10 protein-coding genes are annotated in these 13357 nt (G+C 62.8%); 7 read left to right on the top strand and 3 right to left on the bottom strand.

Going from position 1 to position 13357, the window contains the following annotated elements; genetic code table 11:
* Positions 1–151: 151 nt before the first annotated feature.
* Together U5768_RS25870 and U5768_RS25865 are read right to left on the bottom strand one after the other, a co-directional pair.
* Positions 152–1477: a site-specific integrase gene (locus tag U5768_RS25870; RefSeq protein WP_322033219.1), complete on the bottom strand. Its 1326-nt coding sequence runs from the start codon at positions 1475–1477 to the stop codon at positions 152–154.
* A 290-nt stretch (positions 1478–1767) separates the two neighbouring features.
* Positions 1768–2676, bottom strand: coding sequence for a class I SAM-dependent methyltransferase (locus U5768_RS25865; RefSeq protein WP_322033218.1), 909 nt, complete (start codon positions 2674–2676; stop codon positions 1768–1770).
* A 20-nt stretch (positions 2677–2696) separates the two neighbouring features.
* Between U5768_RS25865 and gloB the strand changes: the two genes are divergently transcribed.
* The 6 genes from gloB (at position 2697) to U5768_RS25835 (ending at position 11706) form a co-directional block, all read left to right on the top strand.
* A complete protein-coding gene (gloB, locus tag U5768_RS25860) occupies positions 2697–3533 on the top strand; it encodes a hydroxyacylglutathione hydrolase (protein WP_322033217.1) in 837 nt (278 codons plus the stop codon).
* Positions 3534–3688: 155 nt separating this feature from the next.
* Positions 3689–5344, top strand: coding sequence for a transglycosylase SLT domain-containing protein (locus U5768_RS25855; RefSeq protein WP_322033216.1), 1656 nt, complete (start codon positions 3689–3691; stop codon positions 5342–5344).
* A gap of 592 nt (positions 5345–5936) precedes the next feature.
* Positions 5937–7073: a glutamine-hydrolyzing carbamoyl-phosphate synthase small subunit gene (carA, locus tag U5768_RS25850; protein ID WP_322033215.1), complete on the top strand. Its 1137-nt coding sequence runs from the start codon at positions 5937–5939 to the stop codon at positions 7071–7073.
* 134 nt (positions 7074–7207) lie between these two features.
* A complete protein-coding gene (carB, locus tag U5768_RS25845; RefSeq protein WP_322033214.1) occupies positions 7208–10462 on the top strand; it encodes a carbamoyl-phosphate synthase large subunit in 3255 nt (1084 codons plus the stop codon).
* Between the two features lie 218 nt (positions 10463–10680).
* Positions 10681–11157: a transcription elongation factor GreA gene (greA, locus tag U5768_RS25840; protein WP_322033213.1), complete on the top strand. Its 477-nt coding sequence runs from the start codon at positions 10681–10683 to the stop codon at positions 11155–11157.
* A gap of 87 nt (positions 11158–11244) precedes the next feature.
* A complete protein-coding gene (locus U5768_RS25835) occupies positions 11245–11706 on the top strand; it encodes a DUF4149 domain-containing protein (protein ID WP_322033248.1) in 462 nt (153 codons plus the stop codon).
* 55 nt (positions 11707–11761) lie between these two features.
* Here the strand turns inward: U5768_RS25835 and U5768_RS25830 are convergent, their stop codons facing one another.
* Positions 11762–12307, bottom strand: a complete 546-nt coding sequence (locus tag U5768_RS25830; RefSeq protein WP_322033212.1) for a YhbY family RNA-binding protein — start codon at positions 12305–12307, stop codon at positions 11762–11764.
* A 269-nt stretch (positions 12308–12576) separates the two neighbouring features.
* Between U5768_RS25830 and U5768_RS25825 the strand changes: the two genes are divergently transcribed.
* Positions 12577–13239, top strand: a complete 663-nt coding sequence (locus U5768_RS25825; protein ID WP_322033211.1) for an RlmE family RNA methyltransferase — start codon at positions 12577–12579, stop codon at positions 13237–13239.
* Positions 13240–13357: the final 118 nt, after the last annotated feature.

Raw genomic sequence — 13357 nt, 5'->3', positions numbered from 1 at the left:
TGAATCCTCGAAACCAGAATCTCGCCAGCGGATGACCAGTCGGTCCGGCGTGGCCGTGACGCCGATAGCATCGCGCTTGTCGTTAAGTGCCCTGACGTTCGTTGGAGACAGCGCGGTGGTTGCCTCGTGAGCAACTCCGTCCCGTGGTATTTTAGGCCGAGCCATGCGCACTCCGGTCGGCATGGAATCGAGCGACGGCTACGACCGCGTCCGATATTTTCTTTTCGGCAGTTCCGACGCCACGCATGTAGTATTTCACGGTGGTTGATAAATGGGCGTGGCCGAGCAGGATTTGAATCGTCCGCCAGGGAAATTTGACCCCAACTCGCTGTAACGCGTAGTACATTGAGTACACGAAAGTGTGCCTGAGGAAGTGAAAGGTGTAGAGGGCTACAAGGCGTTTTCGACGGGAGTCGTTACGGGCGTTTGCGTGACCTTGCTCATAGACGACTGAGAAGAAGCCACATGCAATCACGCAGTCATGGAATATCACGCTCAAACGATGAGTGGTCAAAGGTTTTCCGATATCTTCCTGGCTAGCGTCTGCACCGTTGACGAACAAATTTGCCGGCTCCGTATAAATTTCGTTCGTGCCCTGAGATTTTGCGAGATTGACCACCTCAGCCCGTTCGCCGTCAATATAAGCTAATACCTCTCTAAGAAGACTTGATGGCAGAGCGACCTCTCGCGGCTCTCCGCCTTTCGTGTGTGTAAGGGGTAGGGCTACGGGCTTATGCGGATTCGGTCCACGATGAGGAATCAATTTGGTTATTTGCCTTACCGTGAGGTTGGTCACCTCGTCAATTCGTAATCCACATCGCAGAGCAAACTCCGCTGCGAGTCTGTCACGGCTTTTTTGCTTATGCTCTTGACCAACACATTCGCTGGGCAATGGGCCTAAACGCTTTAGGATTTCAACGAGTTGTTTTATCGGAATCGCTCTTGGAATGCGCGCACGAGGTTTTTTTGTCGAATTTTCATAAACCTCTTTTAAGTTCACAAAATCTGTGTAATAGCCCTTGAAGAAAGCCCACTGATAAAGTGCAATTATTGTCCTCATCCGGTCGTGTTTCGTCGCGGTGCTTAGTGCCGAAAAAGTAAGCGGACTTATTGCGCTCTCGAGAGCAACCGAGTAGGCCAAAAGGTGTTGGGCGGTGACCTGATTCCAAGTAGGTGGCGGAAGGGCAGATTTATCGCCCGCGGCTATTGCCAACTCGTAAGCATCTTCGAGCGCTTCAAGATGTGAGAACCATTCGTACAGCGCTTCGACATAGGTTTTGACAGTCTTTTCCCGTTTCAAAACGCCGGCCGGGGTGTACGTGTCGAAAATGAACAGGAGCGCCGGCTCAATGACGTCGCCGTCGCGGTCGACGAGAAAGCGGAACCCTACAGGCAGGCTACAGATGTGCCGAGGTACGGACCATCGGGTCTTGCGGATGAAAGGTGGGTGCTCGGTTACCCGGACGACTGTGACCATTCGCAGCGCTTAGCCCTTGAAAAAACGGCAATTGAGCCGGGGTGGGCAGCGCTGTCTCGAAAAATTGTTCAAATCCAAGCGCCAGCCGTCTTGTTCAAGAACAAGATAGGACATGCAGCACCGTGCTGCAAGGAAATGAACATTTTTTGTTCGGGTAGTCTAGTCTTGGATGTGGATTGGAAGGACGGCCCACAGGAGCCGAAATTCTCTACAGGAAAAACTGTTCACACCACGTCACATAATGCCCTTGCAGGCGCCGTCCGTGAAGATTTCGACGAAGTCGGGTGTGCTCATGTGTCCTTGTTGCGTGTTGGGGAAGGGGTGGTGGCCGCAGGCTTCAGGCTCGCGGCCAGCACCGGCTTCTTGACCTTCAGTGGCCCGACGAGGCGCATGCCGCGCACGCGCTTGATCGCCGTCACCATATAGATAGCGCCGAAAATCGGCCACCAGCGGTCGCCCGCGGCTTCCATGAAGCCGTAGCGGCCGAGCCACTGGTCCGTCGCGAGCGGCGGACGATAGCAGCCGAAGCGCCCGCGTTCAAGCTCGAAGCCGAGCAGCTTGATCCAGTCTTTCAGACGCGTGAAGGCGATCAGGTCCTGGCGCGCGGGCAGGAACGGATGGCCGGCCAGCTTGCCGACCGACTGTCGCGCGCCCCACAGCGAAAGCGAGTTGAACCCGACGATCACCAGTTGCCCTTCGGGCATCAGCACGCGTTCGGCTTCGCGCAGCAGGCGGTGCGGGTCGCTCGTGAATTCGAGCGTGTGCGGCATCACGATGAGGTCGACGCTCTGCGCCTCGAACGGCAGATCGAGATAGTCGCACCATACGGTGCTGCGGCCCGCGGGCGCGTGCAGCAGCGAGCCGCCGCCCGCGGCCGGGCTGCGGCCCTGGGGGGGGGCCGGGGTCAGGCCTGGGGGCAGGCCTTGCGTCAGACCCCGCGTCAGGCCCTGCGTTGCGCCGCCCGCGCCGGGCACGGAGTACGGGGCGCTGGCCGCACTGGCGGCGTCGAGCACGAGGCCGCGGCACGGCATGCGGTTCTCGCGCAGGGCGTCGAGCTGCGGCAGGCCGAGCTGCAGCGCGTGGTAGCCAAACACGTTCGAAACCACGCGGTCGAGTTGCTCCTGTTCCCAGCCGAGCACATACCTGCCAGCGGGCGAGGCGGTCCAGGCGGGCCAGTCTATAATCAATCGGTCAGACATGTCGAAGAATACGTCGCCCCATGAAGAGTCCGCTTGAGTACGCGCGTTCGAGCGATGCGTGCGCCTACGAGTACGTACCGGTTCCGGCTTTTGAAGACAATTACGTCTGGGTCGTTTCGGACGGCCGGAATGCCGTTGCCGTCGATCCGGGCGACGCCGCTCCGGTTCGTGCGTACCTCGCGAAGCGCGGCTGGCGGCTCGTCGCTATTTTACTCACCCATCACCACAACGACCATGTCGGCGGTGTGGCGGACCTGCTCGCCGACGGCCGCGTTCCCGTATACGGCCCGGCGGCCGAGGCGCTCGGTCCGCTCGATGCGTTCGTCACGCGCGTGAAGGGCGGCGACGCCGTCCATCTGGATGCCCCCGCGCTCGACTTCACCGTGATCGACGTGCCTGGCCACACGCGCGGCCACATCGCTTATTTTCAGGCCGCGGACGCCGGCGGTACGCCGCACGTGTTCTGCGGCGACACGCTGTTTGCCTGCGGCTGCGGCCGGCTGTTCGAAGGTACGCCCGCGCAGATGCTCGACTCGCTCGACGCGCTCGCGGCGCTGCCCGGCAATACCCACGTGCACTGCGCACACGAATACACGTTGTCGAACATTCGCTTCGCGCTCGCGTGCGATCCCGCGAACGCCGACCTGCGCGAGTGGAGCAGCGAAGCGGCGGCGCTGCGCGAGCGTGGCGTGCCGACCCTGCCCACGACGATCGCGCACGAGCGCGCCGTCAATCCGTTCTTGCGCGCGGGCGATGCGGCGGTGCAGGCCGCACTCGCCGAGGCGCTGCACGAATCGGTGCCGGACCGGCTCGCGGCTTTTGCGATGATGCGTGAATGGAAGAACCGGTTCCGCTGACCCGTCCAGGTCAGGGGGCATGCTCAACCCAATCGTATGAAATCTCGCCCAAGCTGCGGATTTCATGGCTTTTTTTTCAAATAATTCCGATTGACGGAAGGCGGCACGTTCCGTACTATCGGCTGCAAATTCCAGCCATGCGGATGTAGATTTTCATGCGATTCATAATCAGTGCGCTGCTGGTCCTCATGCTCGCCGCTTGTGCGAGCGGGGGGCCGTCTGCGAGTAATTCAGCCAGTTCTCTAGCACCAGCCAACGCCCAGGCCAACGCCGACCTCATTCGAAAGACCTCAGCAGCCAGAGAAACCATTAACGTCGATCAAGGCTCCGTCGATCAGCTCACGAGCCCCGACGCCGACCTCTGGGCGCGCATTCGCCGCGGCTTCCAGATGCCCGACCTGCAGAGCGACCTCGTCGACATGAACGCCAACTGGTACGCCCAGCGGCCCGACTACGTCGCACGCATGACCGAGCGTTCGCAGAAGTACCTCTATCACATCGTCGAAGAGCTGGAAGCGCGTCACATGCCCACCGAGCTTGCGCTGCTGCCATTCATCGAATCCGCGTACAACCCGCAGGCGCTGTCGGTTGCGAAGGCCGCCGGCATGTGGCAGTTCGTGCCGGGCACGGGCCGCACGTACAACCTCAAGCAGAACATGTGGCAGGACGAGCGCCGCGACGTGCTGGCTTCCACCAGCGCCGCGCTCGACTACCTTTCGCGCCTGCACGACATGTTCGGCGACTGGTACCTCGCGCTGGCCGCCTACAACTGGGGCGAGGGCAACGTGCAGCGCGCCATCGCGCGCAACGAGGCGGCGGGCTTGCCGACCGACTATCAGAGCCTGCGCATGCCCAACGAAACGCGTAACTACGTGCCGAAGCTGCAGGCGGTCAAAAACATCGTGATGAACCCGCAGCAGTACGGGCTCACGCTGCCGTCCATTCCGAACCACCCGTACTTCGTCACGGTCACGACCTCGCACGACATCGACGTGGATGTCGCCGCCAAGCTCGCGAACATGACGACGGACGAATTCCGCTCGCTGAACCCCTCGTTCAAGAAGCCCGTGATTCTCGGCGCGACCGATCCGCAGATCCTGCTGCCGTTCGACAACGCGAGCGCGTTCGAGCGCAACCTGAAGGCGTATTCCGGCCAGCTTTCGTCCTGGACCGTCTACACGACCGATTCGCGCGCCACGCCGGCCGCCATCGCGCAGAAGATCGGTGTCGACGCCGACACCTTGATGTCGGTGAACAAGATTCCGGCGGGCATGCGCCTGAAACCGGGCTCGACGCTCGTGGTGCCGCGCACCGACGACGGCGACGACGAGGACATCAGCGCAGACGTGGCCGAAAGCGCCGTGCTGGCCATGGAGCCGGACGTGCCCGACACGCGCAAGATGCTGATCCGCGTGCGCCGCAAGCAGTCGATGGAAGCGGTGGCAGGCCGTTATGGCGTGTCGCTCGGCCAGTTGAAGGCGTGGAACAAGACCCATCGCGACTACGTTGCGCCGGGCCAGGTGCTGGTGTTGCACGTGCCCGTGAACAAGGCGATGCCGAGCGAACCGGGGCCGGAGCGTCTTGCAGCGAACGTTTCTGGCGGTGGCGTACAGCGAATCGGCACCCGCGTTGCAGACACCGGGTCGAAGTCGCGATACGATAAGAAGCACGGTCGCGCGCGCACCGAGGTCGTCAAGGTTTCCGAACCGGTCAAGGCCAAAACGGTTAGCGCTGCGCCCAGCAAGGCGTCGAAGGGTGCGGCGAGCCGCCCGAAGGCCGAAACCCACGCGCAGAAGCATAAGACAAAATAGCGGCTAGCGAAGGGTGCTCAACATGCGTTGCGGGGGCAACGCGTGGTATTTCGCTCCGATCACTTTTCCATTTTGTTGTGTTTGACGCCGTCACCCCGCCAGGTGGCGGCGTTTTCATTGGCGGGCGCCAAAAGCGTGGTGTAATTTCGGGCGACGCGGATAAACGACGCTAGCCGCCGCGGCCCCGCCCGCTGTAGTGCGCTGTAGTGGATAGGGCCGTGCGCCGGGCTGCAAGCGCACTTCCTGCCGCCGACGTCATCCTGAAATTTGAAGGAAACGTGACTTTCGCGCTATAATTTCAAGGTTTGAGCTTATCAACCCGCACCCTAGCGCCTACCTCCTCCCATCCGTTCATCCGCCGCCCGCGCTTCATCGTCAACTGGCCGGCTGCCGCCCGATCCTGCGTCATAAACGCGCGCTCGTGGCACGGCGCCACAATTGCCAACCGCACGAAGGAGTCGCGCAGCGAGCGAGCCGCGCGCGCATCCTGATCCTCACGGAAAAGGGCGCCGACGCCGCAGCCGCTCTCAGGTCGCAAGATCGCAACGTCGGATAACAGGTCGGCACAGGGTGCTCCGCCAAGGAGTCTCCCGTGTTGCCGTCATTCTCTCCCGCTCTGCTCGCGCTCGCCGACGGCACGGTCTTTCGTGGTTACTCGATCGGCGCGCCGGGTCATACGATCGGTGAAGTCGTGTTCAACACGGCCATCACCGGTTATCAGGAAATCCTGACCGACCCGAGCTACGCTCGCCAGATCGTTACCCTCACGTATCCGCATATCGGCAACGTCGGCGTCAATGCCGAAGACGTCGAAGCCACGAAAGTCCATGCCGCCGGTCTGATCATCCGCGATCTTCCCGTCCTCGCCTCGAACTTCCGCATGGAGCGCACGCTCGGCCAGTATCTGAAGGACGAAGGCGTGGTCGCCATCGCCGGCATCGATACCCGCAAGCTCACGCGTATCCTGCGCGACAAGGGCGCGCAAAACGGCGCGATCCTCGCCGGTTCCGACGACGAAGCGAAGGCCATCGAACTCGCGCGCTCGTTCCCGGGCCTCGCGGGCATGGACCTCGCCAAGGTCGTGTCGACCGGCGAGCCGTATCAGTGGAACACCACGGAGTGGCGTCTGGGCGAAGGCTATCGCACGCAGTCGGCGCCGAAGTACAAGGTCGTCGCGTTCGACTACGGCGTAAAGCAGAACATCCTGCGCATGCTCGCCGAGCGCGGCTGCGACGTTACCGTGCTGCCCGCGCAGGCCACGGCGGAAGACGCCTTCGCCCTGAACCCGGACGGCGTGTTCCTCTCGAACGGCCCCGGCGACCCGGAACCCTGCGACTACGCGATCAAGGCGACGCAAGCCTTTATCGAACGCGGCATCCCGACGTTCGGCATCTGCCTCGGTCACCAGATCATGGGCCTCGCCGTCGGCGCGAAGACCATGAAGATGAAGACGGGCCACCACGGCGCGAACCATCCGGTGAAGGATCTCGGTGACGGCCGCGTGGTCATCACGTCGCAGAACCACGGCTTCGCGGTGGACGCCGCCACGCTGCCCGCGAACACGCGCGTCACGCACGTTTCGCTCTTCGACGGCACGCTGCAAGGGTTCGAGCTGACCGACAAGCCCGCGTTCTGCTTCCAGGGCCACCCGGAAGCGTCGCCCGGCCCGCAGGACATCGGCTACCTGTTCGATCGCTTCACCGCGCTGATGGACAAGGCGAAGGCGTAAGCCGGCAGGAACGAGCAGAGCAGGGGCGCAGCGAGCCGTTTGAAAAAACGGCCCACGCGCGTACCCGGGCGGCAAGCAACGCAGGACGCAAGCCGTCAGACGTAAAAGACACAGGAATATTTAGCGAGAGCGTTATGCCCAAGCGGACAGACATCAAGAGCATTCTCATCATCGGCGCGGGTCCGATCATCATCGGCCAGGCGTGCGAGTTCGACTACTCGGGCGCGCAGGCTTGCAAGGCGCTGCGTGAAGAAGGCTACAAGGTCATCCTCGTCAACAGCAATCCGGCGACGATCATGACCGACCCGAACACGGCCGACGTCACCTACATCGAGCCGATCACGTGGGAAGTGGTGGAGCGCATCATCGAGAAGGAGCGCCCCGACGCGATCCTGCCGACGATGGGCGGCCAGACCGCGCTGAACTGCGCGCTCGACCTGCACCACCACGGCGTGCTCACGAAGTACAACGTCGAGCTGATCGGCGCGTCGCCGGAAGCCATCGACAAGGCCGAGGACCGCCAGAAGTTCAAGGACGCGATGACCAAGATTGGTCTCGGTTCGGCGAAGTCGGGCGTCGCGCACTCGATGGAAGAAGCGCTCAAGGTGCAAGGCGAGATCGCGGAATTCACCGGCACGGGCGGCTATCCAGTCGTGATCCGTCCGTCGTTCACGCTCGGCGGTTCGGGCGGCGGCATTGCGTACAACCGCGAAGAATTCGAAGAGATCTGCAAGCGCGGTCTCGATCTCTCGCCCACGCGCGAACTGCTGATCGAAGAATCGCTGCTCGGCTGGAAGGAGTACGAGATGGAAGTGGTCCGCGACAAGGCGGACAACTGCATCATCGTGTGCTCCATCGAAAACCTCGACCCGATGGGCATCCACACCGGCGACTCGATCACCGTCGCGCCGGCGCAGACGCTCACGGACAAGGAATACCAGATCCTGCGCGACGCCTCGCTCGCCGTGCTGCGCGAGATCGGCGTGGACACGGGTGGCTCGAACGTCCAGTTCTCGATCGACCCGAAAACGGGCCGCATGATCGTGATCGAAATGAACCCGCGTGTGTCGCGCTCGTCGGCTCTGGCTTCGAAGGCCACGGGCTTCCCGATCGCCAAGGTCGCGGCGAAGCTGGCTGTGGGCTACACGCTCGACGAACTCAAGAACGAAATCACGGGCGGCCAGACGCCGGCTTCGTTCGAGCCGACCATCGACTACGTCGTCACGAAGATTCCGCGTTTCGCGTTCGAGAAGTTCCGCGAGGCCGACCCGCGCCTCACCACGCAGATGAAGTCGGTGGGCGAAGTGATGGCCATCGGCCGCACGTTCCAGGAATCGTTCCAGAAGGCGCTGCGCGGTCTCGAAGTGGGCGTGGACGGTCTGGACGAAAAGACCACGAGCCGCGACGAGATCATCCGCGAAATCGGCGAAGCCGGTCCGGACCGCATCTGGTACGTCGGCGATGCGTTCCGCGTGGGCATGACGCGCGAAGAGATCTTCGAAGAAACCGCGATCGACCCGTGGTTCCTCGCGCAGATCGAAGAAATCGTCAAGAAGGAAGAGGCGGTCAAGGGCCGCACGCTCGAAAGCCTTTCGAAGGACGAGCTGCGCTACCTCAAGCAGAGCGGCTTCTCGGATCGCCGTCTCGCGAAGCTGCTCGGCGCGAACGCCGCCGACGTGCGCAAGCGTCGTATCGAACTGAACGTGCGCCCCGTGTACAAACGCGTGGACACCTGCGCGGCCGAGTTCGCCACGAAAACCGCCTACATGTACTCGACCTATGAGGACGAGTGCGAGGCGAACCCGACGAACAACAAGAAGATCATGGTGCTGGGCGGCGGCCCGAACCGGATCGGCCAGGGTATCGAGTTCGACTATTGCTGCGTGCACGCCGCGCTCGCCATGCGCGAAGACGGCTACGAAACCATCATGGTCAACTGCAACCCGGAAACGGTTTCGACCGACTACGACACGTCCGACCGCCTGTACTTCGAGCCGCTCACGCTCGAAGACGTGCTCGAAGTCGTGGACCTCGAAAAGCCGGCCGGCGTGATCGTGCAGTACGGCGGCCAGACGCCGCTGAAGCTTGCGCTCGACCTCGAAGCGAACGGCGTGCCCATCGTCGGTACGTCGCCGGACATGATCGACGCGGCCGAAGACCGCGAGCGCTTCCAGAAGCTGCTGCAGGAACTGAACCTGCGCCAGCCGCCGAACCGCACCGCGCGCGCCGAAGACGAAGCGCTCAAGCTCGCCGACGAAATCGGCTACCCGCTCGTCGTGCGTCCGTCGTACGTGCTGGGCGGCCGCGCCATGGAAATCGTCCACGAGCCGCGCGACCTCGAGCGCTACATGCGCGAGGCCGTGAAGGTGTCGAACGATTCGCCGGTGCTGCTCGACCGCTTCCTGAACGACGCGATCGAATGCGACGTGGACTGCATCTCCGATGGCACGGACGTGTTCATCGGCGGCGTGATGGAGCACATCGAACAGGCGGGCGTGCACTCGGGCGACTCGGCGTGCTCGCTGCCGCCGTACTCGCTCTCGCAGGAAACGGTCGCCGAACTCAAGCGTCAAACGGCCGCGATGGCCAAGGCGCTGAACGTGGTCGGCCTGATGAACGTGCAGTTCGCGATCCAGCAAGTGCCGCAGGACGACGGCTCGAAGAAGGACGTCATCTACGTGCTCGAAGTGAACCCGCGCGCATCGCGCACGGTGCCGTACGTGTCGAAGGCGACCAGCCTGCCGCTCGCGAAGATCGCGGCGCGCGCCATGGTCGGCCAGAAGCTCGCGGAGCAGGGCGTGACGAGGGAAGTCGTGCCGCCGTACTTCAGCGTGAAGGAAGCGGTGTTCCCGTTCATCAAGTTCCCGACCGTCGACCCGGTGCTCGGACCGGAAATGCGTTCCACCGGCGAAGTGATGGGCGTGGGCAAGACCTTCGGCGAAGCGCTGTTCAAGTCGCAGCTCGCGGCGGGTTCGCGTCTGCCGGAGTCGGGCACGGTCTTCATCACGGTGATGGATTCGGACAAGCCGAAGGCCGTCGAAGTCGCGCGCATGCTGCACGAACTCGGTTACGCGATCGTCGCCACGCGCGGCACCGCGGCCGCGATCGAGGCGGCCGGCGTGCCCGTGAAGGTCGTGAACAAGGTGAAGGACGGCCGTCCGCACATCGTCGACATGATCAAGAACGGCGAAATTTCGCTCGTCTTCACGACCGTCGACGAAACCCGTTCGGCGATCGCCGATTCGCGTTCGATCCGCATGAGCGCGCAGGCCAACAAGGTCACGTACTACACGACGATGTCGGGCGCGCGCGCGGCCGTCGAGGGCCTGCGCTACCTGAAGAACCTGGAAGTCTATGATTTACAAGGCCTCCATGCTCGCCTAAACTAAGGCTTCCATTACCTGTCTAACGCAAGACGAGGCAGGCTAAAAAGCTGAATGTGCCGCGGTTAAGCGGCGTCCCAACAGGGTTTTCAGGCTGCGCCAGAGCGCGCAGCCGCCTTGGCGGGATGCACTTAACCGCGGAATTTTTTTTATGGCCGCAACGCGCGCGACAAGCGTGCGTGGCGCGGTCTTCTTTAGGCCCTCGTGGGCCGTACGAGTTGTTTATGAGCACGATTCCCTTGACCAGGCGCGGCGCCGACCAACTTCGCGCAGAACTGCAGCGGCTGAAATCCGTCGAGCGTCCGGCGGTCATCAATTCGATCGCGGAAGCGCGCGCGCAAGGCGATTTGTCGGAAAACGCGGAATACGACGCCGCGAAGGAAAAGCAGGGCTTCATCGAAGGCCGCATCGCCGAAATCGAGTCGAAGCTGGCTGCGGCGCAGGTCATCGACCCGGCCACGCTCGAAGCCGATGGCCGCGTGGTGTTCGGCTCGACCGTGGATCTCGAAGACCTCGATTCGGGCAAGACGGTGACCTACCAGATCGTCGGCGACGACGAGGCCGACCTCGAACACGGCCTGATCTCGGTCAGCTCGCCCATCGCGCGCGCGCTGATCGGCAAGTCCGAAGGCGATGTCGCCGAAGTGCAGGCCCCGAGCGGCGTGCGCGAGTACGAGGTCATCGAGGTTCGCTACGTCTGAGGGCGCGTCGCCGTGAGTACCGCAAGTCAGGCGGCTTACGCCGCTCCCGTTTCGCTCGTTCCGCACCGGATCTTCGGGCTGCTCGCCATGGTGTGGGTCGGCAGCCAGTTGACCATCGGGTATGCGGTCGCGCCCGTCCTGTTCGCATCGCTCGAAAGAGTGGTGGCGGGCGGGATCGCCGCGCAGCTCTTTCGTCTCGAAGGGATGATCGGCGTGGTGTGCGGCCTGCTGCTGCTCGGGCTTTCGAACGTGCTCGCGCGCCGCGGCGCGCTGGGCTACCGCCGCCTGCGGTGGATTCTGGCCGCCATGCTGCTGTGCGTGCTGATCGGCTATTTCGCGCTGCAGCCGTTCATGAATGCGTTGCGCGTTCAGGCCATGAGCGCGGGAATGGACGTGGCCAGTTCGCCGTATGCGAGCCGCTTCGGCTTGCTGCACGGCGTGTCGAGCCTGTTCTATCTCGTGCAGAGCCTGCTGGGCGCGTGGCTCGTCTGGCTGCTGCCCTCGGCGCGCGGCGCGGTGGTGCAGCACGTGGAAACCGCCCTGCGATGAAAGCGGCCTGAAGCCGGTTCGGGCGAAAAAAAGCGCGGCTCGAAGGCCGCGCTTTTTACTTCGAACCCTGGTGGGCTCGCTTGGAGCTGGTTTGGCGTTTCTTGGCGCGCTTGATGTTGCCGCCTTGCGTGACGCGCTCGTTGCCCTTGACCGTGACCTTTTGCGCCTTCGGCTTGCGCATGGGGTTGTCGCTGGCTTTGACGACCTTGACGGTGCGCGGCGCCGCGCCGCGCTTGCCTGCTTCGCGCGCGCTCGGTACGTCGGCCGACGGGCGCGACACGGTGCCGCGGGCGCCGGCGCGCGCGGTGGTGGTCTTTGCCCTGGCTTCCTCGGGCTTGTAGATGACGAGCAGCTTGCCGATGTGCTGGATCGGCGCGGCGTTCAGGCGCTCGCAGATCTCTTCGTAGATCGCGAGGCGCTCTTCGCGCTCGTCACCGAACACGCGCACCTTGATGAGCTGGTGCGCGGCAAGGTGAACCTTGATTTCCTTGATTACGGCGTCGGTCAGTCCCTCGGCCCCGATGAGCACGACCGGTTTGAGCGCGTGAGCCTGGGAGCGCAGCTCGGAGCGCTGTTCGGCGGAAAGAGTGAGGGCGGGCATGGGATGTGGCAGACTCGACTAAAATGACGGCGCCGCGCGTGTCGACAGGCATGAATGGACAACCTGGGCAAACGTAGATGCGGTCCGCGAATAGCGGGCCGCCAGCGGCAAAGCGCGTCGGAACAACGGAAAACCGTGGGAACGGCAGGGCGCGGGCAACAATGCCGGCGGAGAAACGAACATCCGGCCAGCGGGCCGCGACGGCCGCACGAATAAAACGCGTATTATCCGCTAAAAGCGCGGAATCACGCAGCAAGAGTTCATCTTTAATGGCAAAAAATCGCTTCAACCAGTCGTGGCTGCACGACCATATCAACGACCCGTACGTGAAAATGGCGCAGCGGGAAGGCTATCGCGCTCGCGCCGCCTACAAGCTCAAGGAAATCGACGAGCAGGACAAGCTGATTCGCCCCGGCATGGTGATCGTGGACCTGGGCGCCGCGCCCGGTAGCTGGAGCCAGTACGCGCGCAACAAGCTCGCGCAGAGCGCGAAGCGCGACGAAGAGCGGCAAGGCGGAATCGACGGCACGATCATCGCGCTCGATCTTCTGCCCATGGAGCCCATCTCCGACGTCCAGTTCCTGCAGGGCGACTTCCGCGAGGACGACGTGCTCGCGCAACTCGAAGAATTAGTGGGCGGCCGTCCGGTCGATCTTGTAATTTCGGACATGGCGCCCAATCTCTCGGGAGTCGCGTCCGCGGACGCGGCGCGCATCGAGCACGTGTGCGATCTCGCGCTCGAATTTTCGCAAAATCATCTGAAGCCGGATGGTGCCCTTTTAGTCAAATGTTTCCACGGCAGCGGCTACAGCCAGATCGTCGAGAAGTTCAAGCAGCAGTTCAAGGTCGTGGCGGCGCGCAAACCGAAGGCTTCGCGCGATAAATCGTCCGAAACGTTTATATTGGGTAAACATCTCAAACGTCCCGCTTAAACGGGGCATGATTGCCGTGCAAAAGGCGCGACCTGGACGCAAAATGGGTGCAAGAGGCGGACAGGACAAGGCGCTCGGGCTATTCCTGCGGTAGCGAAACGTTATGGCAGGGGTCGGT

It is taken from the genome of Paraburkholderia sp. J76 (assembly GCF_905220295.1).
Lineage (GTDB): Bacteria > Pseudomonadota > Gammaproteobacteria > Burkholderiales > Burkholderiaceae > Paraburkholderia.
Note: the sequence above shows the minus strand (reverse complement) of the source record. Positions and strands in the feature narration are given on the sequence as shown.